25 protein-coding genes are annotated in these 26,802 nt (G+C 70.6%); 13 read left to right on the plus strand and 12 right to left on the minus strand.

Features of this window, described 5'->3' with window-relative positions; genetic code table 11:
• Positions 1-439 precede the first annotated feature (439 nt).
• Both ACF1BN_RS21590 and ACF1BN_RS21595 read left to right on the plus strand, forming a co-directional pair.
• The gene (locus ACF1BN_RS21590; protein WP_392333195.1) at positions 440-1,249 is read left to right on the plus strand and encodes a serine/threonine protein kinase; all 810 of its coding nucleotides are present in this window, start codon (positions 440-442) and stop codon (positions 1,247-1,249) included.
• Positions 1,246-2,661, plus strand: coding sequence for a serine/threonine-protein kinase (locus ACF1BN_RS21595; RefSeq protein WP_392333196.1), 1,416 nt, complete (start codon positions 1,246-1,248; stop codon positions 2,659-2,661). Before ACF1BN_RS21590 ends, ACF1BN_RS21595 begins: the two co-directional genes overlap by 4 nt.
• Before the next feature lie 85 nt (positions 2,662-2,746).
• Here ACF1BN_RS21595 and ACF1BN_RS21600 read toward each other — a convergent pair whose 3' ends face one another.
• Entirely contained in the window at positions 2,747-2,917 is a 171-nt protein-coding gene (locus ACF1BN_RS21600; RefSeq protein WP_392333197.1) for a hypothetical protein, read from the minus strand.
• A 60-nt stretch (positions 2,918-2,977) separates the two neighbouring features.
• A complete protein-coding gene (locus ACF1BN_RS21605; RefSeq protein ID WP_392333198.1) occupies positions 2,978-3,526 on the minus strand; it encodes a hypothetical protein in 549 nt (182 codons plus the stop codon).
• A 200-nt stretch (positions 3,527-3,726) separates the two neighbouring features.
• Here ACF1BN_RS21605 and ACF1BN_RS21610 point away from each other — a divergent pair, with 200 nt between their 5' ends.
• The 3 genes from ACF1BN_RS21610 to ACF1BN_RS21620 all read left to right on the plus strand — a co-directional run bounded on the left by ACF1BN_RS21610 (position 3,727) and on the right by ACF1BN_RS21620 (position 7,354).
• On the plus strand, positions 3,727-4,230 hold the full coding sequence (locus ACF1BN_RS21610) for a MarR family winged helix-turn-helix transcriptional regulator (protein WP_392333298.1): 504 nt from the start codon (positions 3,727-3,729) through the stop codon (positions 4,228-4,230).
• Between the two features lie 573 nt (positions 4,231-4,803).
• Positions 4,804-5,295, plus strand: a complete 492-nt coding sequence (locus ACF1BN_RS21615) for a DUF6221 family protein (RefSeq protein ID WP_392333199.1) — start codon at positions 4,804-4,806, stop codon at positions 5,293-5,295.
• Between the two features lie 388 nt (positions 5,296-5,683).
• The gene (locus tag ACF1BN_RS21620; protein ID WP_392333200.1) at positions 5,684-7,354 is read left to right on the plus strand and encodes an FG-GAP-like repeat-containing protein; all 1,671 of its coding nucleotides are present in this window, start codon (positions 5,684-5,686) and stop codon (positions 7,352-7,354) included.
• A gap of 126 nt (positions 7,355-7,480) precedes the next feature.
• Here the strand turns inward: ACF1BN_RS21620 and ACF1BN_RS21625 are convergent, their stop codons facing one another.
• Complete coding sequence (locus ACF1BN_RS21625) at positions 7,481-7,606, minus strand: hypothetical protein (RefSeq protein WP_392333201.1); 126 nt, start codon at positions 7,604-7,606, stop codon at positions 7,481-7,483.
• A 466-nt stretch (positions 7,607-8,072) separates the two neighbouring features.
• Here ACF1BN_RS21625 and ACF1BN_RS21630 point away from each other — a divergent pair, with 466 nt between their 5' ends.
• The 3 genes from ACF1BN_RS21630 to ACF1BN_RS21640 all read left to right on the plus strand — a co-directional run bounded on the left by ACF1BN_RS21630 (position 8,073) and on the right by ACF1BN_RS21640 (position 10,541).
• The gene (locus ACF1BN_RS21630; protein WP_392333202.1) at positions 8,073-9,167 is read left to right on the plus strand and encodes a serine hydrolase domain-containing protein; all 1,095 of its coding nucleotides are present in this window, start codon (positions 8,073-8,075) and stop codon (positions 9,165-9,167) included.
• Positions 9,167-9,943 carry a MerR family transcriptional regulator gene (locus ACF1BN_RS21635; protein ID WP_392333203.1) on the plus strand — a complete coding sequence of 259 codons (777 nt, stop codon included), beginning with the start codon at positions 9,167-9,169 and terminating at the stop codon, positions 9,941-9,943. The genes ACF1BN_RS21630 and ACF1BN_RS21635 overlap by 1 nt, the downstream gene beginning before the upstream one ends.
• Before the next feature lie 199 nt (positions 9,944-10,142).
• Entirely contained in the window at positions 10,143-10,541 is a 399-nt protein-coding gene (locus tag ACF1BN_RS21640; protein WP_392333204.1) for a hypothetical protein, read from the plus strand.
• Here the strand turns inward: ACF1BN_RS21640 and ACF1BN_RS21645 are convergent.
• Positions 10,477-11,115 (minus strand): HAD family hydrolase, encoded by a 639-nt coding sequence (locus tag ACF1BN_RS21645; RefSeq protein ID WP_392333205.1) that lies wholly within the window; start codon positions 11,113-11,115, stop codon positions 10,477-10,479. The two genes, ACF1BN_RS21640 and ACF1BN_RS21645, sit on opposite strands and share 65 nt — an antisense overlap.
• A gap of 540 nt (positions 11,116-11,655) precedes the next feature.
• On the opposite strand from ACF1BN_RS21645, the gene ACF1BN_RS21650 reads away from it, so the two are divergent.
• Positions 11,656-13,401: an FG-GAP repeat domain-containing protein gene (locus ACF1BN_RS21650; protein WP_392333206.1), complete on the plus strand. Its 1,746-nt coding sequence runs from the start codon at positions 11,656-11,658 to the stop codon at positions 13,399-13,401.
• A gap of 285 nt (positions 13,402-13,686) precedes the next feature.
• Here the strand turns inward: ACF1BN_RS21650 and ACF1BN_RS21655 are convergent, their stop codons facing one another.
• From ACF1BN_RS21655 to ACF1BN_RS21685, 7 genes are all read right to left on the minus strand, one after another.
• Positions 13,687-14,580: an SDR family oxidoreductase gene (locus ACF1BN_RS21655; RefSeq protein ID WP_392333207.1), complete on the minus strand. Its 894-nt coding sequence runs from the start codon at positions 14,578-14,580 to the stop codon at positions 13,687-13,689.
• A 39-nt stretch (positions 14,581-14,619) separates the two neighbouring features.
• Positions 14,620-15,249 carry a flavodoxin family protein gene (locus ACF1BN_RS21660; protein WP_392333208.1) on the minus strand — a complete coding sequence of 210 codons (630 nt, stop codon included), beginning with the start codon at positions 15,247-15,249 and terminating at the stop codon, positions 14,620-14,622.
• A 552-nt stretch (positions 15,250-15,801) separates the two neighbouring features.
• Positions 15,802-15,963, minus strand: a complete 162-nt coding sequence (locus ACF1BN_RS21665) for a hypothetical protein (protein ID WP_392333209.1) — start codon at positions 15,961-15,963, stop codon at positions 15,802-15,804.
• Positions 15,964-16,265: 302 nt separating this feature from the next.
• Complete coding sequence (locus ACF1BN_RS21670) at positions 16,266-17,540, minus strand: peptide ligase PGM1-related protein (protein ID WP_392333210.1); 1,275 nt, start codon at positions 17,538-17,540, stop codon at positions 16,266-16,268.
• A gap of 275 nt (positions 17,541-17,815) precedes the next feature.
• Complete coding sequence (locus ACF1BN_RS21675) at positions 17,816-18,853, minus strand: iron-containing redox enzyme family protein (RefSeq protein WP_392333211.1); 1,038 nt, start codon at positions 18,851-18,853, stop codon at positions 17,816-17,818.
• A complete protein-coding gene (locus tag ACF1BN_RS21680) occupies positions 18,850-19,050 on the minus strand; it encodes a CDGSH iron-sulfur domain-containing protein (RefSeq protein ID WP_392333212.1) in 201 nt (66 codons plus the stop codon). Before ACF1BN_RS21680 ends, ACF1BN_RS21675 begins: the two co-directional genes overlap by 4 nt.
• Before the next feature lie 79 nt (positions 19,051-19,129).
• Positions 19,130-19,813, minus strand: coding sequence for a HemK2/MTQ2 family protein methyltransferase (locus ACF1BN_RS21685; RefSeq protein ID WP_392333213.1), 684 nt, complete (start codon positions 19,811-19,813; stop codon positions 19,130-19,132).
• Between the two features lie 669 nt (positions 19,814-20,482).
• Between ACF1BN_RS21685 and ACF1BN_RS21690 the strand changes: the two genes are divergently transcribed.
• The 4 genes from ACF1BN_RS21690 (at position 20,483) to ACF1BN_RS21705 (ending at position 25,143) form a co-directional block, all read left to right on the plus strand.
• A complete protein-coding gene (locus tag ACF1BN_RS21690) occupies positions 20,483-22,300 on the plus strand; it encodes an alkyl/aryl-sulfatase (RefSeq protein ID WP_392333214.1) in 1,818 nt (605 codons plus the stop codon).
• 461 nt (positions 22,301-22,761) lie between these two features.
• Positions 22,762-23,238 carry an ATP-binding protein gene (locus tag ACF1BN_RS21695; RefSeq protein WP_392333299.1) on the plus strand — a complete coding sequence of 159 codons (477 nt, stop codon included), beginning with the start codon at positions 22,762-22,764 and terminating at the stop codon, positions 23,236-23,238.
• 925 nt (positions 23,239-24,163) lie between these two features.
• The gene (locus ACF1BN_RS21700; RefSeq protein WP_392333215.1) at positions 24,164-24,796 is read left to right on the plus strand and encodes an NPCBM/NEW2 domain-containing protein; all 633 of its coding nucleotides are present in this window, start codon (positions 24,164-24,166) and stop codon (positions 24,794-24,796) included.
• Between the two features lie 173 nt (positions 24,797-24,969).
• Positions 24,970-25,143, plus strand: a complete 174-nt coding sequence (locus ACF1BN_RS21705) for a hypothetical protein (RefSeq protein WP_392333216.1) — start codon at positions 24,970-24,972, stop codon at positions 25,141-25,143.
• A 258-nt stretch (positions 25,144-25,401) separates the two neighbouring features.
• Here the strand turns inward: ACF1BN_RS21705 and ACF1BN_RS21710 are convergent, their stop codons facing one another.
• The gene (locus ACF1BN_RS21710; RefSeq protein ID WP_392333217.1) at positions 25,402-26,241 is read right to left on the minus strand and encodes an alpha/beta fold hydrolase; all 840 of its coding nucleotides are present in this window, start codon (positions 26,239-26,241) and stop codon (positions 25,402-25,404) included.
• Positions 26,242-26,802 lie beyond the last annotated feature (561 nt).

Consider the following 26,802-nt stretch of genomic DNA (forward strand, 5'->3'; position numbering starts at 1 on the left):
AGGGCCCCGGACCCGGATTCCGCCCGCCGTTCACGGTGACGTTGCCCACCTTGCACGGCCCCGGGCCCGGCGTCGGCGGCCGGCCCCGGCCCGGCCGGTCAGCCGCTCCGGCGGCCCGCGGACACGACCCGTCTCCCGCTCTCCCCGGTGCGCGCTCCACGTCCCGACTGCGCGGCGGAGGACCGGAAACAGTCCCACATGGCGGCTCATTTCACGGCGCCGACATGACCTGGGCCCGGCGAGAAGCTCCCCGGCGGTCCGCGTCGCGCGGAGCCACGGGCGAGCGGCTCCGGGGCGCCCCGCGCACCGGCGTGGCGTGCGGCCCCGGCCGCCGGGCGGCCCGTACGGACGAGGTGGCCAAAGTACGACGGTGAACTCTCCCTACGGATGAGTATCGTTCGGCTCGTCCGAGAGCACGGCCGGGGGAACGGGGGATCGGGTGAGCGGCGTAGTCGTCCATCTGCCGCGAGGCACGGGAGGCGCCGACGGCGGCGAGCCGGGCGGGGACGCGGTGACGCTCCGGCTCGGCCCGGGCGAGGTTGCCCGCTTCGGACGGGGCTCCGCCGCGGTCCCCGTCGAGCTGGTCCTGGACGACCCGGCGATCTCGCGGCTCGCCGGGGAGATCCGGGTGACCCACGACCACTGGCAGCTGACGAACTACAGCGCCGGCCACAGCTATCTGGTGGAGAACCCGGAGGGCGCGGGCGAGTACCTGAGGATTCCGCCGCGCCGGGTCGGGGCGCCCATACCGTTCGAGTTCTCCCGGGTGGTGCTGCCCACCCGGGGTGACGCCACCGTCTCCTTCCAGGTGTTCGCCCCCGACCATGTGTTCCTCGACCCGGAGGCCATGGACGTCCCCTGGGGGAACAGCACGGTGACCGCGTACTCCCTGGACGAGACGGCCACGTACTTCCTCGTTCTCGTCGCGCTCTGCGAGCCGCGTCTGCGGGACCAGTCCCGGGTCGCGGTGCCCACCACCCCGCAGATCGTCGAGCGGCTCAGGGAGCACGTCACGTGCGCCGCGCTGACCGCTCGGGCGGTCAGTTCGCACATCGACTACCTGGCCGAGGAGAAGCTGCGCATCGCGGGCCCCGCCACCGGGGAGTCCGGCAAGGGGGACCGCCGCAACGGCAAGCGGGAGGAGATCGTCGGGCTCGCCCTGCGGTTCGGGCTCGTGCGCGAGGAGCACCTCGCGCTGCTGCCGCCCCTGACGGGGGCCGGCGGGCGGGAGCGGCAGGGCGCGTCGTGACCTCCCCGGGCGTCCCGGGAGGCATCGCGGGACACGACCGTGCGGACGAACTCCCGCCCGGCTACCGGGTGGGAGGCTGGGTGGTCTCCGAACTGATCGGGTCCGGGGGGTGGTCCACCGTCTACGCGGCGCGGCCGGCCGACGGGCCCGCGGGCCGGTCCGCCGCCGACCCCGCGGGCCCCGCCGAGGTCGCGCTCAAGATCATGCCGACCGCGGGACTCGCACCCCGGCAGGCGCGCAGGATCATGGAGTCCGCCCGCCGCGAGGTCGAGCTCGGGAGCAGGGTCGGGCATCCCCGGCTGATCGGTCTCCTCGGCTCGTTCGTGCTCGCGGCGCCCGACCGGCCCGCCGTGGACGGTGCGATCGTGCTCGTGATGGAACGGGCCTCCGGCAGCCTGCGGGAACTCATCGACGCGGGGGTGCCCGAGGCGGACCGGGGGCCGCTGATCGCGGGAATCTGCGAGGGGCTCGCGCATCTCCACCGGTCGGGCTGGGTCCACGCCGACCTCAAGCCGGAGAACGTCCTGCTGGGCGCCGACCGCTCGGTGAAGCTGTCGGACTTCGGCCTCGCGACCGAGCTGACGGGGACCCACGGGTACGCCCCGCCGATGGGAACCCTGGACTATCTGCCGCCCGAGCGCTGGCGAGCGCCCCTCGGCGAACTCGGCGTCCGGATCAGGCCGACCGCGGACATCTGGGCCCTGGGCATCGTCGTCCACGAGGTGTTCTCGTCGGGCGGTTCGCCGTTCTCCGGCGCCACGCCGGTGGCGCGGGGCGCCGCGGTCCAGGAGTACGGCGAGGGGCGGGCGCCACTGCGGATGGACCACGCGGTGCCGCCGTTCTGGCGGGAGCTGGCCGCCGACTGTCTCGCCCCGACCCACGAGACGCGGGCGCCGCACACCGCCGAGAGCCTGCTCGCCCGCATCGCCGGCCGTCAGGAGACGCCCGCCGGCGGGCGTCAGCGGGTCCGGGCCCGCTCCGCCGTCCTCGCGACCGCGATGTGCGGGGTCGCCGCCGCGACCCTGTGCTCGGACGCGGTGCGGCCGGTCGGGTCCGTGCCGCCCGGCGTCGTGGGCTCGACGGCCGGCACGGTCCGGGTGTTCAACGCGGAGCGGAGCTGCCGCGAGCGGGTCGACCGGCACCCCGGGTGCAGTCTGGGGCTGGCCATCGATCCCGTGCGGCCGTACACGGCGGACAACGTCGTGCCGACCCGGGTGTGGCACGGCGATGTGCTCGCCGCCGAGTGCCAGGTCCCCGACGGGCAGCCCATCGTCGACGAGGAGGCCCGGTGGTCCACCCGCTGGTTCCGCGTCCGGCTCCCCTCCGGGTCCGGCCCCCCGGTGGCCTGGCTGCCCGCCGTGCGCACCAGGGAGCGTCCGGCGCTGCCGGAGTGCCCGCGCCCGACAGCCTGAGCCGGAGGTACGGGTACGCGCGTACCCCCCCGGGGGGAGCTGCTTCCCGGGGGGTACGCGAGGGCTCACGCCGTACGGTGTGCGCTCAGTTCGCGTTCACCGGGTCGTGCGCGAGCACGGCGGTGAGCCCCTGGTGGTCGGCATCGGCCAGGATCTCGACGACGGACGTGTCGGCCAGGAGCAGCCCCGACTGGCGAGCATGCGGGGCGTCCGCGCAGCCTGCTGGTGGCCTCAGCCTCGATGCTGGAACCACCACCACGCGCGGTCCGGCTTCCCGTCCCCCTATGAGGCTGCGAGCTGATGGGGCGAGGCGGGGCTACTCGCCAGCCAGGCAGTGCCGGACATCGAGAGAATCGAAGTCCTCGTTCACGTCAGCCACGAGCGAATCCCGCCGCTCGTAGTAGTCGGCGACGAACGGGCTGTCGTCGGTGATGACACCCTCACGCAGTTCGCCGGCGAGCGAGCGGTCGAGATCGCTGACGTCGTTCAGGCCCTCCAGAAGCCGTTCGACGTCCCCTTCTCGCGAGTCGGGTGTTTCGATCCGGCCCATCTCGCCCGTCAGTTTTCGCTCAGAGCTGGAGAGCGCGTCGAAGGCGTCGGCTGCCACCTGGTAGCCGGAGGCCTGATAGCCGCCGTCCGCGAGCGCATCGACCGCGTCGTTCGCCGCCTCGTTTCCCTGGACGATCTCTCCGTGCAGGGAGTCGCATGCGGCATTCGCCGCCTTGGACCACTCCTTGATCGTGAAGTGCTCTTGGGAGACGATCGCGAAAACTAGGCCGCCGATGCCCGCAAGGCCCGCGAGCGCGGCAATCCACCATCCGACATGCTTCCTGACCCGCCCACTGTCGTCCCTGTCCTGGTTCATACGGCATCTGTCCCCGGATCGACACCGCCCGGTATCCCCACACCGGGACATCCACTCTCGTGGAGCGCCACTAGGGCCTGCCACGGATCTCTGAGGCGATTCCCCCTCGAAAAGACCAGCCATCCTCACATGGCGACGAGGACGTCCTCGTGAGCAACCTGCCCTGGTTCGGCGCGCCGCAGGAATGTAGCGTCGTGATCATGGAATTACTGAACGGAACCCCCACCGACCAGGCGCCGGCCGACCCGACCGCCACCGACGACATGCTGGCCACTCAGCCGGTCGGGTACTGGTGCGGCCTGACCCAAGCGGCCGTCACCCGGCATCTGCGTGATGCCATGGCCAGGATCGACGTCACACAGCCGCAGTACTGGGTGCTCAACCGCGTGAACGGCGGCCCCGCGGCCCCGAGCCGCGAGGAAGTCGTCGCGCAGCTGACGCACCTCGCCGACGGGCCGCACGAGATCGCCAGAGTCGTCGATCAGCTGCTCCACCGCGCATGGCTCCGGACCGATGACCGCCAGTGCCTGCACCTCACGGATGCCGGGGAAGCCGCCAGGATACGGCTCCGTGAGCTGGCGACCGAGGTACGTGCCGAGGTCCACCAGGGCATCAGCGACGAGGAGTACGCGGCCGCGCTCAAGGTGCTGCGCAGGATGGTCGCCAATGTCGAGAGAGGCAGGGCTCCCGACAGCCCGTCCTGATCTCACGATCCGGCGACGGACTCGGCCGCGGACAGGCCCGGCGACACATGAGCACCGGTGGCCCGCCCTTGGATCGACCGACGTCCGACCCGCCCCCGTACCGACGCTACCGACGTTCCGGGTCCGCAGGTCACGACTGATCAAGCCCCCGTTCTCCAGGCCCCTTTCCGGCCTCGTACCTCCCTGATGACGGAGCCGGCAGCCGGCCCGCCCCCTCGGCCCCACCGCCTTCGTAGCTCCCTGCGCCTCGACGCAGGGAGCTGCGTCGTCTCCGGGCCTGCCGATGCTCGCCCGTCCGGGGGATTCCCGCCTCGACCACACCGGGGGATAGCGGCTGCGCCAGAACAGTGCCCCGTGGGACCTGGCGGAGGACCACGCCAACCGGGTTCGGTCGTCCCTGGGCGATGCCACGGCCGCCACCGTGTACGAGCACGGGCACCTCGAGGACCTCCACGCCCACGCGCAGGACCCCCAAGGTCTCGCCAAGGCGCTCGTGAATGCCGGCGACCGGGGGACCGGCGGCTACCGGGACCACGCCACGGCCGTCTTGCTCCGGCGGGGATGATGGAAGGCATGCACAGCCTGATCGCGTTTCTACGGAGCCGCCTTGACGAAGATGAGCAGATCGCCCGTGCTGCTGCCGGCGGGCCCTGGACGGTGGACAGCGCGCAGCACGCTGGAGCCATCATGGGGCCCGGTGGCATCGTGGTGATCGGCGGTGCGCGCCGGGGCGGCCAGGACACGGTGCTTGCGAGCGCGGAGGATGCGGTCCACATCGCGCGCCACGACCCCGCGCGAGTGCTCTCCGAGATCTACGCCAAGCGGATGCTGCTGGAGGCATCGAACGCCACATGCCCTACAGAGTGTGCACTCGAACACTCGTTCAGCAGCTCGTGCGGTCTGAGGTGGATGGGCCCAGCTTGGGAAGCCGACGGCCAGCGGTGGCTGCAGGACGACACCGGCGCCCGCTTCAAGGCGCCCCCGGTGACGTCGGAGTGGGTCCTGCGGATTCTGGCGTTGCCGTTCACTGGTCACCCGGACTACCGGTCGGAGTGGCGTCCGTGAAGGGTGGGCTTCACCCGTGCGACCTGACCTGTGAGTGCCCGATCCACAACAGGCCGATGCAGTACTGGGCCGCAGGCGACGACCACGCCTGCCAGAGTCCGACGTGCGCCTTCGCCAATGGAATGGTTCTGCAACCCCTGGGTCCAGCGGGGCAGCAAACGGCCTGGCGGTCCGATTGGGGACCCGTCGGCAGGGTGATGCCCTGTGCGTTCAACGTGAGGCGGGGCACCGTGGCCGCCAGCCACCTCGTGGCTGGTCGTCCACCCGGCACGTGTGCCTCAGTACTCAGCCCTCAGTCCTTGCTCCCGATCCCGCCCGTTCCCGCCCGCTCCTGCGATGATCGGGATTCTTGATCTTCGTTTTCAGGGGTGGGGACTTGTTGAAGGGTATGACCAGAACACTCGTCAGAGCCGCGGGCCGCTCGGCCGTGGGCCTGGCCCTGCTCGCCGGTGCCGTGACCGGTGGTTCGCGTCCGGTGGCGGCAGACCCGCTCGTACCGCAGGCGGTGCGCACGGTCACGTACAACGCGTGTGGTGCGTCCACGTGCCGCAACACCGTCGACACCGCCCAGGAATGGGCGGCGAAGTTCCGGGCGCGGATGGTCTCCGAGGGCGGGACCGCCGACGTGATCGCGCTGCAGGAGCTGTGCGCGGGCCAGTACGAGGCGCTGGCGGAACTGCTCGTCGGCTACACCTCGGTACGGGTCGGAGAGCAGGAGCCATCCGGGTGCGCGCGCTGGGGAGGAACGTCCACGAAGTTCGGGAACGCGGTGTTCGTGAAGGGCGCGGCGACGGACTTCTCCACGCACCAGGCACGGGTGAACCCCGCGGAGACGTCGCCGTCGGAGCAGCGGTGGGTGGTGTGCGTCAAGGGGCCGATCGGCGGCCGGACCACACTGGCGTGCGGAACGCACCTGGCGACGGCCCTCCCGTCGAACGGCGTGCCCGTGATGCTCGACAACATGGAGCGGTGGGCGGCAGGCGCGCCTGCCCTGGTACTCGGTGACTTCAACGCGATACCGTCCCACCCCGCGCTCGTGCCCATGCGAACCGGGCTGTGCGGCACGGGCTCCTTCGTCGAGGCGGACGCGACCAGGAACCGTCCGACCGCCTGGGCGACCGCGGACCCCGTGAAGTACCGGCTCAAGTACGACCACGCCTTCTTCGGCAGCAGGGACTTCACGGGCTTCGAGGCGAAGACCGCCGACATCGACCTGACGCCCGTCGAGGACCACAAACTGCTGTGGGCCGAAGCCCAGCCGCTGCAGCGGACCGCCGCGCGTGCGCCGGGCGACCTCGACGGCGACCTGTGCCCCGACATGCTCGCGGTGCGCAAGGACGACACGCTGAGGCTGTACCCCGGCAGGGGGCGTGGGGCGTTCGGTTCCCCGCGCGTGATCGGGAGCGGACCCGAGTGGAACGGCGCGGTGGTCAGCCACCGCGGGGACTGGGACGGCGACGGCGACGACGACGTCGTCGCCCGCAAGGGCGACGAGCTGATCCTGCACAGGAACGCCGGCACCGGCGACCTGGAACCCGGCGTGGTGATGAAGGTGTCCGAGACCGGCTGGGCCCACACCACGCCGGTCGCCGCCGGCGACCTCGATGGCGACGGGGCCCCCGATCTCCTCGCCAAGAGCGCTACGGGCTTGTGGCTCCACCGCGGCCGGGTGGCGGCGGACGGCGGATGGCTCTCGTACGGCGCTGTCCGGATCAGCGTCGCGGACTGGCAGAGCCGGGAGATCCTCACTCCCGGCGACACGACCGGTGACACGAAGGCGGAGATCTGGGCCCGCGACGGCGCCGGGAACATCGAGCAGTACGGCTACGACACCGTCGCCAGGACGCTCACCGGCCCCACGGCCCTCGGCAACCTGCCGACGAGCACCCGCGTGCTCGGGTTCTCTGCGGGCGACGGCGACGCCGACGGCCTCTCCGACCTCTGGTACACGACGCCGACGTCCGACCTCGCCTTCCACCCCGGCGGCGGCGCCTTCACAGAAACCCGCTCCGTGACCGTCGGCGAGGGCGGCTGGGGCTACTTCTCCCACCTCGGCTGACGCGGAACACCGGCGCCCCGGGCAGGCCCCACGCCCAGGGCGCCGACCTCGCCGCGTTCCTTGCTGTCCTCTGTCGTCGAAGGCGGGCCGAATGCCGTCTAAGGCGGACGGCTCGAGCACCGTGCCTTATCTCCTGCGGGCCCGTGTCACCAGAAACGCCGCCCCGACGATGACGATCAACGCGATGGCGATGATCCAGAACGGCGGGGAGCCCTGACCCGCTCCCTTGGCCAAGAGCTGCATGTGCGACATGTCGTTTCCTTCCCATCCGTGATAGCTACTTATGGCCCGCCTTCCCGGCTGACCGGTTTACACGTACGTCCCCGGTCGATCTGTCCAGATTCGAAGGCAGGCGGTCCAGGTTCACTGTCACGGGACACTCGCCCGCGCCTGCTCCAGCGACCGAACTCACCAGGCCTGGGGTTGCTCACCGCGGTGCTCAACATGGTGGGTTCTCTGAGCCCCTGGGTCCGTCTGTTTCGGTGATCGCTATATGTGCCTCCGGGGGAGTGGCTTCGGCAGGCGCGGCACTCTGGTCCCTATCGACTGGATCCGCGCGGACGAGCCGTACGACTCGATGGAGCACCGCCCGTACGGGATCATCACGCAGATGAGTGACTGTGGGGTGGATCACAGTTGAGGTTGACCTTGGGGCAGGGTGGAGGCTCGTCGCATCGGCCCGACGCCGACCCGGGCACAACCGATGTGAAGGAGCGACATGACCACAGACTTTTCCGGCCAGGGCCAGGACCGTCCGGAGCTGCAGAAGGCGATCGAGGAGCTGGCCGGGGTCGGCTTCGTCGGGGTGCAGCTCCGGGTGAACGACGAGCGGGGCGAGTGGGTCGGCAGTGCTGGTGTGCGCGAACTGGGCCAGAACGCCAGGACGCTGACGAACGGGCACTTCCGCATCGGCAGCACCACCAAGAGCTTCGTCGCCACCTCGGTGCTCCTGCTGGTGGCCGAGGGAAAGATCGGCTTGGACGCCCCGGTCGATGACTACCTGCCCGAGTTCGGTCTCGACCGGAGGATCACTGTGCGGATGCTGCTGCAGCACACCAGCGGCATCTTCAACCACACCGGTGAGCTCTATGAGGACGGGACGATCGTGCTGGGGGTTCCGTGGCAGGGCAAGGAGTGGGTGGACAACCGGTTCAAGACCTACCTGCCCGAGGAGCTGGTACGGCTGTCGTTGTCCAAGCCGGCGCGGTTCGAGCCGGGGGCGGGCTGGAGCTACGCCAACACCAACTACGTACTCGCCCGGCTGGTGGTCGAGAAGGCCACCGGCCGTTCCTTCGCCGAGGAGTTGCAGCGGACGATCCTGGGTCCGCTGGGGATGACCGGCACCGTGGCGCCGGGCGCCTCGCCGGAGATCCCCGAGCCGTACAACCACGGCTACTACCGTTACGGGAACGCGGGTCAGGAGCGGACGGTCGATGTCACCCGTCAGAACCCGTCCTGGGTGGGGGCCGGTGGTGACATGATCTCGACCACCCGGGACCTTCACACGTACTTCTCCGCGCTGATGGGTGGCAGGCTCCTGCCAGCCGAGTTGCTGGCCGAGATGCGCACGCCGGAGGCGACGGTCGGCTACGGCCTGGGGGTGTTCGCGCAGGAAACGCAGGGCGGCACGGTCTTCCACCACAACGGCGCCACCATGGGCTCGGCGGCCTTGATGTATGGCACCCCCGACGGCAGCAAGTCCCTGACCGCCGGATTGACCTGGGTGGACGACGCCGACCTGTCGATAGCGCCGGCATTCCAGACCGCCCAGCAGCGTTTCGTCGACGCAGTGTTCTGCGGCAAGCTGGGCTGATGAGGAACGGGGTCACGATCGGGCAGGCGGCGGCGTTCGTCGGCGTCACGGTGAAGACTGTGCGGCACTACCACAAGCTCGGCCTGGTCGCGGAGCCGGAACGTGACAGCTCCGGCTATCGGCGGTACGGATCCGGCGAGCTGCTGCGGCTGGTGCAGGTACGGACGCTGGCCGCCGCGGGCGTGCCGCTGGCCGAGATCGGGCCCATGCTCGACGCCGACGCCGCGCAGTTCGGCGCCGCACTCACCGACGTCGAGCGGCAGCTCACCGAACGCATCGATGAGCTGGTCGCCCGCCGCGACACGCTGCACCGGCTCGCTGACGGCGACCAGGCCCTGCTGCCCGACCGCGCCTGCGCGATCCTCGACCGGATGCCCGGCCTCGGCTTCAGCCCCGACTACGTGGCTGCACAACGCGAGGCCCTGGTTCTCGCCCGGGCACTGGTGCCGGTGGGCTTCGACGGCTTCCTGACCCAGCTCGAACACGGGCTGGACGACCCCGAGTACGTCGACCTGGCCAAGCGCGGCCAGGAGGCCGAGGCCTGGGAACCGGACGACCCGAGGATCGAGGAGCTCGCGGCCGCGATGGCCGACCACTACCTCGCCAACCCCGCGCTGCTGGGGGATCCCGCCAGCCTGCGGGCGTGGACCAAGGCTTCGGCCCAGTACAGGCTGATCAACCATCACCGTGAGGACCAAGCCCCGATCTCGGCCCGGCTGACCGCGCTCACCGAGACCAGACTCCGCGCTGCGGGCCTACCCGCCCCCGAGCGATGAGGCCCTGGAAGTTCATCGTGTCCCTGCAGTCAATGATGACGCTGACGTCGATCACTGTGCACCGGTTCTCCCCGTCCGGGGGAACCGGGAAGCGTGTCGCGACGTGGGCCGCAGTCCGGCGGGCCCGGGAACAGCCGCGCAGAGATCACGAGGCGGTGAACAGCCTTCACTCCGCCCCCATATCCGGCAGGCCGGCGCGATGCGCATCGCGACCACCAGCCTCATCGCCACCGCCTCGCTCGCATGCGCGCTCACCGCCCGCGGCACCGCCGAAAACCCGCCCGCCAGCCCGCCAGCCCGCCAGCCCGCCAGCCCGTCGGACAAGGCCGGCGCCGAAGCCGCAACCGCCTCACCGACCATGCTCGGCCCCGCCGCGAAGGCAGCAGCCCGTGAAGCCGCCGGCCTCCCGCCCGAGCCCGACGCTGCCACGGCCGCCGCGTACATCGCCGCCCTCGACGCCATCGACAAGGACATCGTCCACGGCGAGGAGGAGAAGGCGATCAGCCGCGGCCTGGACACCTGCTCCACATACGTCACGCGAGCGGGACACGCCCTGGGACCAAGGGTCCGGCGTCCACATGAGCCGCAATGCGCGTGATGGTCCGGGCGTTGTCCTCGAACAGGTGCGCCTGCATGCCCGCCGTCCGAGCGGCCTCGACGTTGACTGCGGCATCGTCGATGAACAGGCAGTTCTCCGGCCGCACGTTCAAGCTGGCGCATGCGGCCTCGAAGGCACGCAGGTCGGGCTTCTCGATGCCGATCTCGTGGGAGTAGACGATCTGCTCCACCAATTCGTCGAAGTGATACAGCGTCGTCTCCCGCTCCCGGGCGCCGACGAAGCTGTTGCTCAGGATGCCCAGCCTGCACCGTCCCTGCAGCCCCCGCACATAGTCGATGAGGTCCTGGTTCGGCGTCCCCAGATACTCCGCCCAGAGATCAGTCATAAAGGCTTCACCCTGGAGGGCGTCGAGCCCCAGACGGGCCACCACCTGCTCGTGCACCTCACGCTCGCTGATGCTCCCGACGCTGCCGGCCCGCCACACGTCGCGCATCCGCTCATGGACGGTGCCCCGCGGCAGCTCCAGCCGCCCTTCCCACCGTTGCACCCATCCGGTTGCCGGCGTGATCTCCAGCACGCCGCCGATGTCGAGAATGACGCAGGTCGCGGTCACGCGAACTCCCCCTCTTCGTCCTTGACCAGCGAGCGCAAAAGCCCGCCCATGTGATCGACCAGGACACTCTCGTCTCTCCCGCCGGGGCAGGGTCAAGCGATCTTCGAGGCTTGTGGCAGCTCTGTCGCAACCCATGGACATCAGCAAGTACCGGAAAAACTCGTGACAATCTACGGAGCCCCCGACCGGACGATGCCGCCAGACTCCGCATCGGGACGCTTCGCCCTCTCCCACACGGAGCCGACCGTGAGCTTGCCTCCGGGCCGCTGGTACAGCCGCTGGGACGCGTCGGGGTCGACCCGGCCCCGCATCATGATCGTTTCAGCGGTGAATCCGCCACCCGGATAGGAGGACGCGCCCAGTGACTCGGTTCGTGGCGGACCGGGCTGGCCGAGGGCTCCTCCTGCCCCGTGGCGAAGGCGAATCTTGACGCTGACCTCGCTGAAAGCCGAAGATGCAGGTCGCTGAGCGTGCCCCGCCGAGAGCGTGTGGGAGCGGCGCCGGCCCTTCACCTTTCTACTGTTCCGGGGGGAACGAGTCTTGAGCAAGCGCATGCGCCGCGCCACGGCGATGACGGGGGTCGCCGGCCTGATGGCGGTGGCTGGAGTGACGGCGGGGGCGGGGCCGGCCGTCGCGATGGACGAGGTGCGGTTCTCCACACAGGACATGGTCTTTCCCCCCGGCACGAACCCCCGGCTCGGCCCGTGGCTGGAGTCCGGAACGGCGGACGGGCGGGTCGTCATCGCCCTGTCGACCAAGCCGCTGACCGGGCCTGCTGGCGACGGCGCGGGAGTTCCCAAGGGGTTCACGGTGGACCCGCTCAACTGCACGGCGGTGGCGGCCGTCACCGCCGTCTACCTGTGCCGGGACGGTGGCATGTTCCCGCAGGTCACTTCACCGCTGAACGCCCCGAACCTGACCACCGTCCACTGGGGTTTCGCGTACGTCCCCCAGGGCGGGAGCCTGGCGGCGGGCATCGAGGCCGCGCGCACCGCGGGAGCGCGACCCGCGGACGCGACCCACGGCACGGGCAAGGCAGTGGTCAAGACGGCCGCGCACGCGGCGCTGAACACCGTCGGCTACGAGTTTCCGGACCTCTCGCCGGGCAGAACGGTCCACCATCGGCTGCGGATTCACTCCAACGATGCCGGACGACTGCGTCTGGGATTCAGGCCGGCCGAGGGGCAGGAGTCAGGTCCCGTTGCGATCGACGGGCCCGAGAACTTCGCCACCAGCCCCGGTCTGTCGTGCAGGGTGGACCACAGCGACCTGGCCAAGAGCCTGATGGGGACGTTCCTGTGGTGCGAGGCGGAGGCGGGCGACCACACCATCGACTACGACGTGACAGCGGGCACGGACCTCCGGGCCCGGAAGGTCGAGGTCTGGACCGCTTACGGAATCTACGACTGGGGTGGCTACGAGTACGACGTGAACAGGACGGGGGCCTTCACGACCCTGGGGCCCTCGGTGCGGCCGAGGCATTTCCTCCTCGCGCGCGACTCCTCCGGCGCCCTGTTCCGCTATTCCGGCACGGGCGTGGCCACCGCCCCCTTCGGCTCGCGGACCGAGACGGCCGACGGTTGGCAGGGCTACAACGCGATCACCGCCCTCTCTCCGCTCAAGAACGACCCCGTCCACCGTGACAGGAAGCCGTCCGCCGTCACCCGGGGCCGCGGGGACACCGTCGCCCGCGACGCGTCGGGAACCCTCTGGTACTACGACCGCCAATTCGTCTCCCACCAGTACGCCTATCCCTTCGCGGCCCGGGTCCGCGTCGGCACCGGCTGGAACGTCTACGACCGCATCGACGGCGCCGGTGACATCGATCGCGACGGCTACGTCGACCTCCTCGCCCGTGACAAGGCCGGCGTCCTGTGGCTGTACAGGGGAACCGGCCGGCTCGTCGACGGCAACCGGTTCAAGACCCGAGTGAAGGTGGGTGCCGGCTGGGGCGTGTACGACCGCCTCGCCGGCGGCACCGACCTGAGCGGAGACGGCCGGGCCGACCTCCTCGCCCGTGACAAGGCCGGCGTCCTGTGGCTCTACAAGGGCACCGGCAGCGGCACCACCCCGTACAGCACCCGCACCCGCGTCGGCGCGGGTTGGGGCGCATACGACCAACTCGTCGGCACCGGCGACCTCACCGACGACGGCCGCGCCGACACCGTGGCCCGAGACCGGGCGGGCGTCCTTTGGCTGTACAGGGGAACGGGTAAGGCGGCCGCCCCATTCACCGGGCGAAGCCGGATCGGTGCCGGCTGGGGCTCGTTCAACCGTCTGTTCTGACCCTGCGGACTGCCGCTCGCTCCCATCCCGAGTGCCCCGCCGCGGCGGGGCACTTCCCACTGTCCGCTCCATGTCTCAGCCCTCGGGCGGTTTCGACCTGCCGTGACACCAGTCGCAGTCGAGCACGACGCCACGCGCTGAGCTGGTGGAACTGGCGCCGTCGACGCCAAGATCGACGCCTCCTCTGTCCGCGACAGCCGGACGAAGAGGTCTGTCATGTGTCCGGGCCTGTGGCCGCGCAGGTTCGCCTTCGAGCCGTGTCGGAGAGGGGTGCCTCACCCGGCGCTACGGCAGCGGGGTGCCGCCGGTGGCGTTGATGATCTCGCCGGTGATGTACGAGGAGCGGTCCGAAGCGAGGAAGACGTAGGCGGGTGCCATCTCCGCCGGCTGTGCGGGGCGGCCCAGGGGCGACTGCTTCCCGAAGTCCGTCGGGTCGGGCATGGTGGCGGGGATCAGCGGGGTCCAGACCGGTCCGGGTGCGACGGCGTTGGCACGGATGCCGCGTTCGGCGAGCATCTGGGCGAGGCTGTGGGTGAAGGAGATGATCGCGGACTTGGTCATGGCGTAGTCGAGGAGGTGCGGGCTGGGCTGGTAGCCCTGCACGGACGCGGTGTTGATCACCGAGGCGCCGCGCGGCATGTGGGCCAGGGCCGTTTTGGTGAGCCAGAACATGCCGTAGAGGTTGGTCTTCATGACGCGGTCGAACTGTTCGGTGGTGATGGCTTCGATGCCGTCGGGCTGGGACATCTGGTAGGCGGCGTTGTTGACGAGCAGGTCGATGCCGCCCAGCTCGCTGACGGTCTTGTCGATGAGAGCGGTGCATTGGTCTTCGTCGCGGATGTCGCAGGCGACGGCCACGGCGGTGCGGCCGGCGTCGCGGATCAGACGGGCGGTCTCCTCGGCTTCGTGCTTTTCCTCGGGCAGGTGTGTGAGGACGACGTCGGCGCCCTCACGGGCGAAGGCCAGACAGACGGCCCGGCCGATCCCGGAATCCCCACCGGTCACCAGCGCCCTTCGTCCCCGCAGCAGGCCGTGGCCTTCGTAGGAGTCCTCGCCGTGATCGGGACGGGGGTCCATGGACTCGGTCGACCCGGGATGGTCCTGGTCCTGCTCGGGGAACGGGGGCCGGGGATACAGGCTCACGGGGTCGGTGAGGCGGGGCTGGGCGTGGGAGGTCATCGCAGGTTCCCTTCCGGCAAGTGCGGTCAGAGGGCGGTTTCAGGAGGAGGACGGGTAGGGGGAGGTCCGGAGGCGGCGGGCGAGGTGGGCGGTGTTCGCGGCGAGGGTCTTGGTGGCGGCCGCGGTCTTCTCGGGGGTCTTGTCGAGGTCCTGGTAGTCGGTGCCCTGCATGGCCTCGCCGACCCAGTAGGTCACCGCGTTCGGTGCGAGAGAGAAGCCGACGTCGTTGAGGCCCTGGAAGAGCTCGGCGCTGACGTGGTGGGCGCCGTCCTCGTTGCCGACGACGCAGACCGCGGCGGCTTTGCCGTAGGTGAGCATGCGGCCCTCGTCGTCGCTCTCACCCAGTTCGGCATTCAGGCGCTCCAGGACCCGCTGACAGATGCTGGAGGGGTGTCCGAGCCAGATCGGCGTGGACAGGATCAGGATGTCGCTGCCCAGGATCGTGTCGCGGATCTCCGGCCAGGCGTCGCCCTCGCCCATGTCGGTCTCGACGCCGGGCTTGACGTCGTGGTCGGCGATGCGGATGACCTTGCCGGTGACGCCGTGATCGGCGAGCGCGGCCATGGTCTGTTCGGCCAGCAGCTGTGAGCTGGACGGCTTCGGTGACGGGGACAGCGTGCAGACGAGAGCGACGGCGCGCAGGGGCGTGGCTTCAGTGGTGGTGTCCATGTGGTCCCGCTACCCCGATGATCGGGTCGCATCCCGCCACTCCTGCGGGTACCCGTCTGACGGGGGCGGCGCTGCGGCAGGTGGTGGCTACTGATCGCCGGATCCGGGTTCGGCCATCCGCCGGTGTCCTTCGGCCCTGAGGCTGTCGGGCAGGACCTTGTCCGCGAGGCCTTATGCCTTCGTCTTCAGGGAACCGGCGACGACCTTGTCCTCGCCGGCGAAGAGGGCCCCGAGGCCCTGTTCGGCGACCTAGGCGGGATCGTCCTTCTCGCCCTGGCCGACCTCATGGTCGAGGCGATCGAGGAAGTGATCAGCATCCGGCCCTCGCCTGCCGCAACCATCGGCCGCAGCAGCCGCTTGGCCAGATGCGCCGTGGAGCGCACGTCAAGGTCGATGATCGCGTCAGACCCATGGTTCGGGTATCGGCAGATCAACCGTGTTGACGCGACGTATGAACCAGAACCGAGCACTTGCGGTCGTGACCGGTGCTTCCAGCGGATTGGGCCGGAGTCTGGGGATCGTGTTGTGGCTGCGGTGGGTCGCCATGGCGTGTCAGTCCTCGCCGCGGATGATGTTCCAGTCCTGGCCGGCAGACTTCTCCTCGTTCGCGGGTTCGGTGCGTGTCTGGCGCACGATGGCCGGACGGCACGTGCGGACCCGTCCATTGAGCGATACGCGGCGGGTGGCCGGCTGGCTTGGTGCCTGGCCTTCCATGAGCAACAACTCCTTCCGAAGCGAACATGTCCAATGTGGTCTTTTCTGATGATTCGCGTATACCCGAGGCGACAGGACGCACGCGCCGATCCGGCCCCGAAGGCACAGGGGCCGGATGTGGCGGGTGGAGAGGGAGTCGGGGGCCGGAGCGGACTCGTCGTGATCGACCACCGGAGGTCTTCGCCATGTTCAAGACCAGGCCAGCGTCTACAACGCTCGTCATCAATACGCATAACGCGCGGCCGGAACGCGGTCAGCGGGCGTCTGCCCGGGGCGCGCCCGTACACCCGGCTCGGGCATATTCACTCCAGTCCGAGGGCGTTCACCAGCCCGCGTTCCCGCTCGCTCACCCCGTCCGCGTGCGCCGCGATGACCGCGTAGCGCCATGACCGGCCGTCCTGCGGGGTGTCCGCGTAGAGCACGACCCCCTCGCCCCGTGCCGGGTCGAACGCGAGTCTGTGGGTACGGAGCCGGACGAGGGCTTCGGCCAGGTCGAAAGGCGTCCGGGTGCGGACCTTCGACAGCGCCCACGCCGGGTCGGTCGCGCCGGACGCCGCCGTGAGCCGGGCGATCATCGCGTGGGGCGTGGTGGTCGCGGTCCGGCGGACGTTGCTCTCGCCGGCGTACGGCACTCCGTCCGTGCCGACGAGCGCGTCGAGTCCGAACGGGCCGAGGTAGCCGTGATCGGCCAGGTGACGGCCGAGGCGCGTCCCCCACTCCTCCAACTCCCCGGCCACGTGCGCGCATGACGGCGGCAGCGGTGAGACGTACCCCGTGAAGGAGCCCCCTTCCGTGCGCATCGCACCGCTGAACAGGGCCCGGGTCCCGGAGGTCGTGTTCTCCATCTGGATGCTCACCGAGGCGACCGAGGCCACGTACTCCTCCACCACCCAGGTGCCCCGCGGGCCGCCGACCGCGTCCAGCGCCGCCCCCGTCGCTCCCACGTCGCCCCGAGAGAGGAAGCGCATCCCGTGTCCACCTGCCGAGCGGTCGGGCTTGATCACCACCCGCTCGTGCTCCGCCAGCAGCCGCCGTACGACTCCTTCGACCTCGGGTCGTCGGCACACCCGTCCCGCCGGCAGTCGCATGCCCAGCCGCTCGGCAACCCGGCGGAAGCCGGCCTTCGTGTTCAGCAGCATCGTCACCGGTACGGCGGCGGCCGCCTCGTCGACCGTCGCGTAGGGGTGCACGGTCAGCCCGAGGTCACGCGCGAACGCGACCGCGGACGCGTCGAGTGCGGTCGGCAGCAAGGCCGTACCCGGGCGACCCACGTGCGCGGCGATCCGGTCCACCAGCCCGGCCTCGCGGACCGCCCGGGCCAGGGGGACGGTGCCGGCGGGGGGCACCTCGATGATCTCGGTCCGCTCACGGGGCACTCCCGTCAAGTCGCCGACGTAGGCACGGAACTCGTCGCTGAGCGGTCCGGGGGTCACGAGCGCGTCGCCGCCCCGCAGCAGCCACGCCTTGCGCGGCGCCTGCGTGGCCCACTGCGCGAGCACCTGGCCCTCCGCCAGGTCCACGGCCAGGTCGGAGAGGAAGTTGGCGAAGACCGCCAGGGGGCCCTTCGGTTCGTTCACTGCCGTTCCTCCCACGTCGCCGGCCGCCCGCCTCTCAGGCCGGCCTTGTCCCCACCCATCCTGCTGTCCCCGGGAGGCCGGGCGCAGTCGAAAGGCGGGCCCGACGCGGATCCGCCGCCCGGGCGGGGTCAGCGCCGCCGGGGCAGCCGGTGGAGCGTGTCACGTCGTCCGCCCTCCCGTAGACCCGGACGGGGCACCGTCGGCGTCCCGTCCGTGTCCGGCCGTCTCGGGTGCGGCGGAGCTCCTGTTCGGGTTTCCGCCGCACCCGGGACAGATCACGCCGGGGGCAGCGGCGTGAGCAGCGCACTCTGCCCCGCCGCCCATGCGGCACCGATGTGTGCGGCCAGGCGGTCTTCCAGATGGACGGTGGCCGCGCAACCGAAGGCGATGTCCTCCTCCAGATCGGGCTCGTCGGCCAGCAGCCCTCCGATGACCTCGTGGCGTACGAGTTGCTCGTGGACCGCGTCGGCCTCCACATGCTCGGCGTAGAAGTGCTCCGCCGCCGCTCCGGCCCCGCAGCGCCGCATCGCCTTGGCGAGCCGACGGGAGCCGGGCGACGAGGTGACCTCGACGCAGGCGAAGTGGCCGACGAGGGCGCCGCGCAAGGCGCGGTGGAGTCCGAAGAGCGACATGACGTTCACGGTGGCGAGGAGCGGGGCGGGTGCCCGGCCGAGGTACGAGCCGTACGCCGGATCGAGCCGGAGGTCGACCATGAGGTCCGCGAACAGTTCGGCGTGCACGTCGGCCGCGCGGCCGGCGCCGAACTCGTCGTACTCGATGGCGACCATCGCGGCCTTGGAGCGACCGGTCAGGCGCGGGATGACCCAGGCGTGCGGGTCGGCCTCCTTGAGGTGGTAGAGGGAGCGCAGCGCGGCGTACTCACGCAGCTGCCACAGCTCGCCCTCCTTCTCCAAGTGGTGGCTGAGGCTGCCGGAGAGGTCCACCGGTTCGACGAGGAGAGGGGCGAACGCATCTTCGACGGTGCGAGGGGCGTCGGACAGGTCGGTGCGCAGCACGTCCAAGAAGCGGGCTTCCAAGGCGCCGCGGAGGCGAAGCAGGGACGGGTCCCATTCCCGTTCGGCGTCGACACCGCCGAAACCGCGGTAGTGCAGCTCGTAGAGGAGGTAGAGGGCGAGGTGCAGGTCCTCTCCGTACGGGTCCGCCCGCCCGGCCGCCGCGACCGAGCCGTCGGGCGGCGCGTCGCCGGACCTCAGGGCTTGGACGACGGCACGGGACAGCTCGCCGCGCCCCTCCACCAGCCGGGGGCCGGGGCCGGTGGTGGTGGCGCTGGTGTTCGGACTGACAAGCGTCATGACGGGTTCCTGTCCTGGGACCGTGGGGCGCCCTTCTCCCGGGCGCGGTGGCTGGTGTCGCACCACGGGTACGTCCGGCTGCGGCGGCACGTGCAGAGGGCGACCATGAACCGGTCGGAGCGGGCGACGGCGCCGTCGTCGAGGACGACCTCGACCGGCCCCTCCACCAGAACGGGCCCGCCGGCTTCCAGGGTCACCCTGCGGACGGCCGGCGGTGAGGGCCTCGGCCGGGGCTTCGGTGAGGGCTCAGGCCGGGGCTTCGGCGGAGTCGGGGAGTCAGAGGTTTCGCGCACGGACGACCACCAGCTCCTCCCACTGCTCGGCCTCGGCGGCCAGGCCCCGCTTCTCCAGCCAGGCCCGCCGTGAGCGCAGTACGGGGCCCCAGGGCACCGTGGACCTGGCCGCGACCGTCACCGCCATTCCCTCCTCGCTCAACCGGTCGACGGTCTCCTGCACCCCGCACATGCCGGAGTGCACCATGAGCAGGACCCCGCCGGGACGCAGCAGCGCGGGAGCGCTCGCGCAGATGCGGTCGATCACTCCGCGCCCGTCGGGACCGGCGTCCCAGGCCCGCTCCGGCCCCCGGGAGGGCGGAGGCCCCGGGGCGGGGACGTAGGGCGGGTTCGAGAGGACCAGGTCGAAGCGGCGGCCCGCGGTGCGCGCCGCGAAGTCGCCGTGCATCACCCGCAGGGGCAGCCGCCCGCGTGCGGCGTTCAGCCGCGCGGTGAGCACGGCGCGCCACGAGACGTCGACGGCCGTGACCAGGGCGCCTCTTCGCGCGGCCTGGAGGGCCAGCGCGCCCGTGCCCGTGCCGATCTCCAGCACGTTCATCCCGGGCGCGAGATCCTCCTGGGCGAGGGCGTGTGCAAGGAGGTGCGTGTCCCCTTGCGGTGAGTAGACGCCCGGAAAGGTCACGAGGTCGGCGGGCAGGACGCCCAGGGTCAGAGCCGTACTGGCCACGGCATACCTCCATGATGGGTGTCGCCCGCGCGCGGGCTCTGGCTCCCTGCGGCTGCCCGCTGGGTCGCGGGCCATTCCGAAGATCGCTGTCGTGCCGCCCTGACCATCCTGGGGAGTCCGCCACGATCCCGCGCGCCGTGTCGCTCAGCGTGATCGCGGCGGATGTCCGGGCGCCCGCGGGCTCTCGTCCGAGACCGGCGCTGTGACGTTGGAATGGCCGATGGTCACGTCTCGTACATGGACGCGTGCTGGATCGAGGTGCAGTTCGTACGCGGTGCAGCGCTCACTGATCTCTGTTCCCACTGTGGTGCCGCACGGGCCCAGTCGACTCAGCCCGCCCTGACCGCGCAGCCCGCAGCCCGCAGCGCCGGAGGCCGGCTCGTCCTGGCCGGGGCCCCGCCACCGCTCGTACGAGCCTTGGGGGCATCCGGGCTGACGAGCGGCTCGGGGAGGGAGGAGCCCGTACCGGCCCGGCCCGAGCTGTTCGCCGCCCCGCGCCCCGCGGTCGCCGACGGGCACGCCTGGATCGCCGCGCGACAGTATCCCGGCCCCGGCCCCGGCTTCGACAGCAGGTCTGACAACGAGATCGGCCATTCGTAACAAAGTGCGCATACCGCCATCCGGTGCTCAGATGGACCGGGACCGCACCGCCGCTGAACGGAGCACGAGATGAGCGCCCTCCCCTTCGAGGACACCGCCGACTTCGACAACGCCGACCGCGGCTTCGTCGGCGCGCTGACCCCCGGCGTGGTCGAGTCGGCGGACGGACGCGTCGTCTACGACAGCGACGCCTACGGCTTCCTCGAGGGCGAGTGCCCCGACACGGCGAACCCGAGCCTGTGGCGACAGGCGCAGCTCACCTCGAAGCAGGGCCTGTACGAGGTCACCGACGGCATCTACCAGGTCCGTGGCCTCGACCTCTCCAACATGACGCTCGTCGAGGGCGAGCGCGGTGTGGTCGTCATCGACCCGCTCATCTCCGCAGAGACCGCCGCGGCCGCGCTCGCCCTCTACCGGGAGTACCGGGGCGACCGTCCGGTCACCGGCCTGATCTACACCCACTCGCACGGCGACCACTTCGGCGGCGCCCGCGGCGTCCTGCCGCACGGCACCGAGGAGGGCGTTCCGGTCCTCGCTCCCGCCGGGTTCCTGGAGCACGCGGTCAGCGAGAACGTCTACGCCGGCAACGCCATGACCCGCCGCGCGGTCTTCATGTACGGCGACCGGCTGCCCAAGGCGCCCGACGGCCAGATCGGCGCCGGCCTCGGCATGACCACCTCCACCGGCACCATCACGCTCATCCCGCCCACCGTGGACATCACCCAGACCGGTCAGGAGGAGACGGTCGACGGCGTACGGATCGTCTTCCAGCTCACTCCCGGCACCGAGGCGCCGGCGGAGATGAACTTCCTCTTCCCCGACCATCGCGCCCTGTGCCTGGCGGAGAACGCCACGCACAACATGCACAACATCCTGACCCTGCGGGGCGCCGTCGTGCGCGACTCCCGCATCTGGTCGCGCTACCTCGACGAGGCCATCGACCTCTTCGAGGGGCGGTACGACGTCGCCTTCGCCTCCCACCACTGGCCCACCTGGGGCCACGACAACGTCGTGCGCTTCCTCTCCGAGCAGCGGGACCTCTACGCATACCTGCACGACCAGACCCTGCGCCTGCTCAACAGTGGCCTGACCGGCCCTGAGATCGCCGAGGAGATCCAGCTCCCGCCCGCCCTGGAGAACTCCTGGCACACCCGTGGCTACTACGGCTCGCTGAACCACAACGTCAAGGCGATCTACCAGCGCTACCTCGGCTGGTTCAACGGCAACGTCGCCACCCTCTGGGAGCACCCGCCCGTCGAACTCGCCAAGCGGTACGTCGACCTCGCAGGCGGCCCCGATCGAGCCCTGGCCAAGGCCCGTGACTACGTCGAGCGGGGCGACCTCCGCTTCGCCGCCACCCTCCTCAACCACCTCGTCTTCGCCGACCCCGGCGACACCGAGGCCAAGGAGACCCTCGCGCAGGTCTACACCCGCCTCGGTCACGGCGCCGAGAACGGCCCCTGGCGCAACTTCTACCTCACCTCCGCCATGGAACTGCGCCACGGCGAGAACGCGGCCCTGCTCGACGCCGCCAACCCCGAAATGGTGAGGGCGCTGACCACCGGCATGCTCCTCGACTCCCTCGCCATCCGCATCGACGGCCCGCGCGCCTGGCACGAGGACCTCACCCTCGACCTCGTCCTCACCGACGAGGACGCCCGCCACCGCCTCACCCTCCACAACGGCGCCCTCACCCACCGCACCCTCGACGGCGCGCCCCGCACCCCCGCCGGCCTCACCCTCACCCTCACCAAGCCCCAGCTCCTCGGCGTCCTGGCGGGCAAGGGCCTCGAAGGCGTCACCACCGACGGCGACCCGTCCCTCCTGGACCGCCTCTTCTCCTACGTCACCCAGCCCGACCCCGGTTTTCCCGTCGTCACCCCGTAACAGCCGAGTGCCGCCTGTCGTCAGACGACGGTCGTCCGGCCACCCGGGAGGTCGTCGTCGCCCCGACCGGCCCTTCCGCCCGGGGCCCCAGCACCCGGCGGGCACCAAGATCTGCATTCAGTTCGAGGAGCCCGAAAGGCAGACGTGCGTGAGGCTGCGGTGACAACGAGAACCGGCCCGTCCGACACCGCCGGCTTCCCGCTGGTGTGAGGTCCGGAGGGCGGGGTAGGCGGGTGGTCGAGCGCATGGGACTGCACTCGATGAGTGGGCCTGCGGCCCTCCCCCCGCCGCCGGCCCGCGGTCTGCGACCGCCCCGCCCCGCATCCCCCGTCGGGTGCGGGGCGGTCGTGCGGAGTGCCCGGCCGGTAGAGGGTGGTCGGGGGTGGCGGGTGTGTTCCCGAGGATCGGGGGTATGCGGCGTGCCGGACGTGAACAACTGGGTGGCGGGCGGAGCGGACGGTATGGACGTGGGGGAGCGGTACGAGGACTGTCGTCTGTTCAGCGAGCGGGCGATCTCGGTTTCTGCGGCATTCGAGGGCAGCGAGGACATCGCCGTCTCGCGTGCCATGAGCCGGGACTTCCTGCACTCGCTGCAGCGCGTGCACGGTCTGCCGGTCTCGGAGCGGGCGGTGGGAACGGTGGAGCTGGTGGTGAGCGAGCTGGTGACCAACGCCCGCAAGTACGCTCCCGGCCCGTGCCTGCTGACCCTGGAACTGCGCGAAGGGTGTGTGGACGTGACCGTCTGGGACAGCAGCACCGCCATGCCGCTGGTCATGGCGCCGGACCCGGCACGGATCGGACAGCACGGCCTTGAGATCGTGATGGCCCTGTGCCGCAGGTTCGAGGTCCACCGTGAACCGGTCGGCAAGCGCGTCAGGACAACCCTCGTCCTGGCCGACGACCCGGGCGGTCACCCCGCAGGCCGACAGACGATGTGATCGCCCGGGGCCGCCGGCTGCGGGGTGAAGGTGTTGCCCCGGCCCCGGGACAGGCGCAACAGGACGTCACGAGCCGCGAGCGCATCTCCGGCCGCACGATGGCAGCCACCAGGCCGGAGCCGGCGGGACGAGCCGAGCCACTCCGCGTACGCGTTCCTCAGGCAGCACCAGGTCTCGCGGGGCTCCAGTACCCTCCCGGCGGCCAGGAACTCGAACTCACGCGAGAAGCCGGCACGACCGCGGCCCGCACCTCGTACGGCACCCGCTACTACGGGTACCCGGCGGCTCGGCCATCCGCACAAGCAAGGACAGCAGCAAGCGGCTGCGCGCGCGTGGGCGGAGAAGGAGGTGCTGCCGCTCCGAGTCCAGCAGGCCGAGCGCAACGCGTGCTCGACACCTCAGACCAGCTCGCCGAACTCCGTTCCAGTGCCAACCACTTCATCGAACAGACCTTCTCCTGTACATGGTCCAACGGCTCCACCAGGCCGGCCACGCCGAGGGATGGCCCGGTGGTGAGTCCGTCCCCGTCCGCCTGATGCGGGGGCCGCGCACACCCGCCGACCGGGCCGCCGTCCGCCTCGCGGACGCCACCGGAGACAACGGTGCCGTCCGCGCCTGTCTTGGCCTGCCGAAATGCGGCCCAGAGATCCCGGCCGCCCCTCTCATCGCTCCCGAGCAGCCGCTGCCTGAAAGGCCTTTTGGCGCCGGAAGGGCGTGTGCGTCCTATGGCCGTCGCGGCCGTGACGCATGCGCAACTACGCCAATAATGGCCCCAGTTGAACTGTCGGAGTAGAGGTGTCGACGGTACGATTGTTGCCACATGCTCCCCGGGGGAGGGCAGCTCATTGACTGAAGACGCGGACACCGGAACGGCATCGCCGCAAGGTGCGCAGCAAAGCGGTCAACCGCCGACCTGGGCGTGTGGGTGATCGGCATTCTGGTCCCGGTGATAGGAATCGTAGCCACCATCTGGGCGAACAGTGGGCGGGCCGACAAGGCCGTGTCACCCCCGGCAGTGACCACCCCAGCCACCTCGGAGTCGCCCTCGGCTTTTCCGGCGGAGGCAGAACCATCGACATCCGCGACGCCGGAAGGGCCGCCGACGGCGACTGCGTCCGACGAGACCAGCACGACAGCTGCGCCCCAGGAATCCGAGACAGGACCCTCGAAGATCTTCCTGAACACGCTGGAGGCTGTGGACGGAGGCCACTTCTTCGCTGCCAGTGTGACTCTGCGAGGAAAGACCTATGCCGACTCTCTGTCGTCGGATCCGCATTGCCCGCCTCGCGGATCGATTGAGTACAACCTGGGCACTCGATGGGGCAAGTTCACCTTCACCGCAGGGCTGGACGACAACTCGGCCGCGTCGAACGGATCTCTGACCATCTCCGCAGACGATGAAACTCTGTGGACTGGAACCGTTGCCTTGGGCCAGCCCCGTGACCTGAGCTTGAACGTCAAGGACAAGCTGCGGTTGACCATCGCCTATGAACACGATGAGGGCTGCCAGGGCACAGATACTTGGGTCGTCCTGGGGAACGCCACCTTGATCCGGTGAGCAGAGCTGAACCTCAGGGCCGGGGACAAGAGGGAGGGGATCCCGCCAGCCGCCAGACTGATCATCGGCGCGGGGGCGCTCGAGACCTGGGGATGGTTCACGCATGACGCGCCCCTCTCCCCAACCCGCTTGCCCCGGTCGGGTACCGCCGTGACGGGCGGCCCATCTACCCGATGCCGGGTGCCTCGCCCGAGCACGACCCGAACAAGCCCGACGACGACCCGGGAGCCGGTGGCGTCACGCAGGAGGACTTGTCCCGACTGCTCGCCCGGGAGAAGACCCAGGGTGGCCGGGCTGCGGTGAAGAAGCTCCTGGAGAACCTGGGCTTCAATGACGCCGATATCTGACCGAGTTCGTCACCACGAAGCGCGACGCCGAACGGGTCCTCAGTAGGGCCAGGGGAGGCGACACACAGTGCAGTGACGAAGCCGTCGGCCGCCCAGATTCGTGTCAGCCACTGACGACAGTATCTGCGTCCTCCGTCGGCCAGTGACTGGGCTGAGCAGACAGGGGAGCGGCGGCCGCGAGTGGCATGAGCGCTCCATGAAGCCGCGCCGCGCCGCGAATTGGGTCTTCGCCTTGCGCGTCCGAGGGGCCGCAGAGGCCTATGGGGAGGTGAGGAAGGCGCCGATGTGCGCGGCGGAGGCTCGCGGGTGTTGCTGGTGGGGTCCATGGCCGGCGCGCGGGTAGGTGATCAGCTGCAGGGTGGGGAGCTGCTGGTTGAGGGCGTACCAGTTCTCCACCGGGAACATGATGTCGTGATCGCCTGCGATGTGGAGGATCGGAGTGTGGGTCGTCCTCAGCATGTCGAGGACGGCTGGGGCGGAGAAGACAGGGTTTCGGGGTTCGCTGTCGATCTGGGCGGCGGCCCAGGGGCCGGGCACGGGGATGCTGCGGTGCTGTGTCCGGGCGGTGAGCCGTTCCCAGGAGTGTCGGGCGCTCTGCCTACTGGTGGGGTCGGCCGGTTCGAAGAAGAGGGCGACCTCGTCCTCGAAGTCGTTCTCCGGCTTGGTGGAGAGGTCGTAGAAGATCTGTTCGGACATCTTGACCATGGGGCCGGGTGGGACGGTGCCCAGGAGGATCAGCGAGGTGATCAGTTCGGGGTAGGTGGCCAGGCCGATCTGGGCGGCGATCCCGCCGAGGGACCACCCGGCGAGGACCACGGTGCCCAGGTCGAGTGCGTGGATGAGGTCGTGGGCGTCCTGGGCCAGGGCGGCGGGGTCGTAGGTGGGTGTTCCGGTGGACAGGCCCAGGCCGGTGTAGTCGAAGGTGATGGCCCGCAGGCCATGGGCGGCGAGGGAGTCCAGGAACAGCGGGTCCCAGGAGTCGAGGTTTCCCCGGAATCGGTTGCACAGGACGATCGGTTGTCCCGTTCCGATGCTGCGGTAGGCCAGGGTGCGGCCCCGGCTCGTGACGAAGCGGTTGGGCGCTGTGACGGCGTTCATGCGATGGACCTTCCTCGATGTGGTGGCCGAAAGCGTCGGATGGGCTCAGAGCCCGGCCCCTTCACAAGGCGCGGGTACTTGGTCCGTGCGCCTCGGCCGGGCTCCCTGGGATCCCGCCGGCCGGTTCGGGACGCCGATGCCGCGGGCCCACGATCGCGGGAGCCGGTCACCGGCGTTCGTGCACGCCCGGCTCTGGCCGCTATCCGAGGACGGCCGGCGAGCACCGGGAAACGGGTCTGTACGCGGCGTGTGCGGGGTGCGCCCACGACCGGGCCCTCTGCGCGGGTCCCATCGGTGGGCGCTGGGGCCGGTGGCGATGGGGAGGCTCGCTGACCGGCCCGGACTCGATCGCGTTCCCGCACGACCTGCCCGGCACCGGTCCTCCCCGCCCTCTTGGGGCGGCTCCGAACCCGGGCGGATGGTGACGGGTCCTGTCGGTCCGTACTGCGCGCCGCTGCCTGTGTCGGGGTGATCGAACGGTGCCGGGAAGGATGGACGCGCGGCGCCTGGCCGGTCCTTTGCTGGTTGCCAGGCGCGCGCTGCTGTCCCGGTCCGGGACTA

Source organism: Streptomyces sp. NPDC014861 (assembly GCF_043081625.1).
In the GTDB taxonomy this organism is placed as follows: domain Bacteria; phylum Actinomycetota; class Actinomycetes; order Streptomycetales; family Streptomycetaceae; genus Streptomyces.

Coding starts and splice junctions, on each gene's coding strand:
- ACF1BN_RS21675 (WP_392333211.1), bottom strand. CDS start 18,853: ATGACGCTTGTCAGTCCGAACACCAGCGCCACCACCACCGGCCCCGGC.
- ACF1BN_RS21620 (WP_392333200.1), top strand. CDS start 5,684: ATGACCAGAACACTCGTCAGAGCCGCGGGCCGCTCGGCCGTGGGCCTG.
- ACF1BN_RS21665 (WP_392333209.1), bottom strand. CDS start 15,963: ATGGAAGGCCAGGCACCAAGCCAGCCGGCCACCCGCCGCGTATCGCTC.
- ACF1BN_RS21660 (WP_392333208.1), bottom strand. CDS start 15,249: ATGGACACCACCACTGAAGCCACGCCCCTGCGCGCCGTCGCTCTCGTC.
- ACF1BN_RS21690 (WP_392333214.1), top strand. CDS start 20,483: ATGAGCGCCCTCCCCTTCGAGGACACCGCCGACTTCGACAACGCCGAC.
- ACF1BN_RS21615 (WP_392333199.1), top strand. CDS start 4,804: ATGCACAGCCTGATCGCGTTTCTACGGAGCCGCCTTGACGAAGATGAG.
- ACF1BN_RS21710 (WP_392333217.1), bottom strand. CDS start 26,241: ATGAACGCCGTCACAGCGCCCAACCGCTTCGTCACGAGCCGGGGCCGC.
- ACF1BN_RS21605 (WP_392333198.1), bottom strand. CDS start 3,526: ATGAACCAGGACAGGGACGACAGTGGGCGGGTCAGGAAGCATGTCGGA.
- ACF1BN_RS21610 (WP_392333298.1), top strand. CDS start 3,727: ATGGAATTACTGAACGGAACCCCCACCGACCAGGCGCCGGCCGACCCG.
- ACF1BN_RS21635 (WP_392333203.1), top strand. CDS start 9,167: ATGAGGAACGGGGTCACGATCGGGCAGGCGGCGGCGTTCGTCGGCGTC.
- ACF1BN_RS21705 (WP_392333216.1), top strand. CDS start 24,970: ATGCCGGGTGCCTCGCCCGAGCACGACCCGAACAAGCCCGACGACGAC.
- ACF1BN_RS21625 (WP_392333201.1), bottom strand. CDS start 7,606: ATGTCGCACATGCAGCTCTTGGCCAAGGGAGCGGGTCAGGGCTCCCCG.
- ACF1BN_RS21640 (WP_392333204.1), top strand. CDS start 10,143: ATGCGCATCGCGACCACCAGCCTCATCGCCACCGCCTCGCTCGCATGC.
- ACF1BN_RS21655 (WP_392333207.1), bottom strand. CDS start 14,580: ATGACCTCCCACGCCCAGCCCCGCCTCACCGACCCCGTGAGCCTGTAT.
- ACF1BN_RS21630 (WP_392333202.1), top strand. CDS start 8,073: ATGACCACAGACTTTTCCGGCCAGGGCCAGGACCGTCCGGAGCTGCAG.
- ACF1BN_RS21695 (WP_392333299.1), top strand. CDS start 22,762: ATGGACGTGGGGGAGCGGTACGAGGACTGTCGTCTGTTCAGCGAGCGG.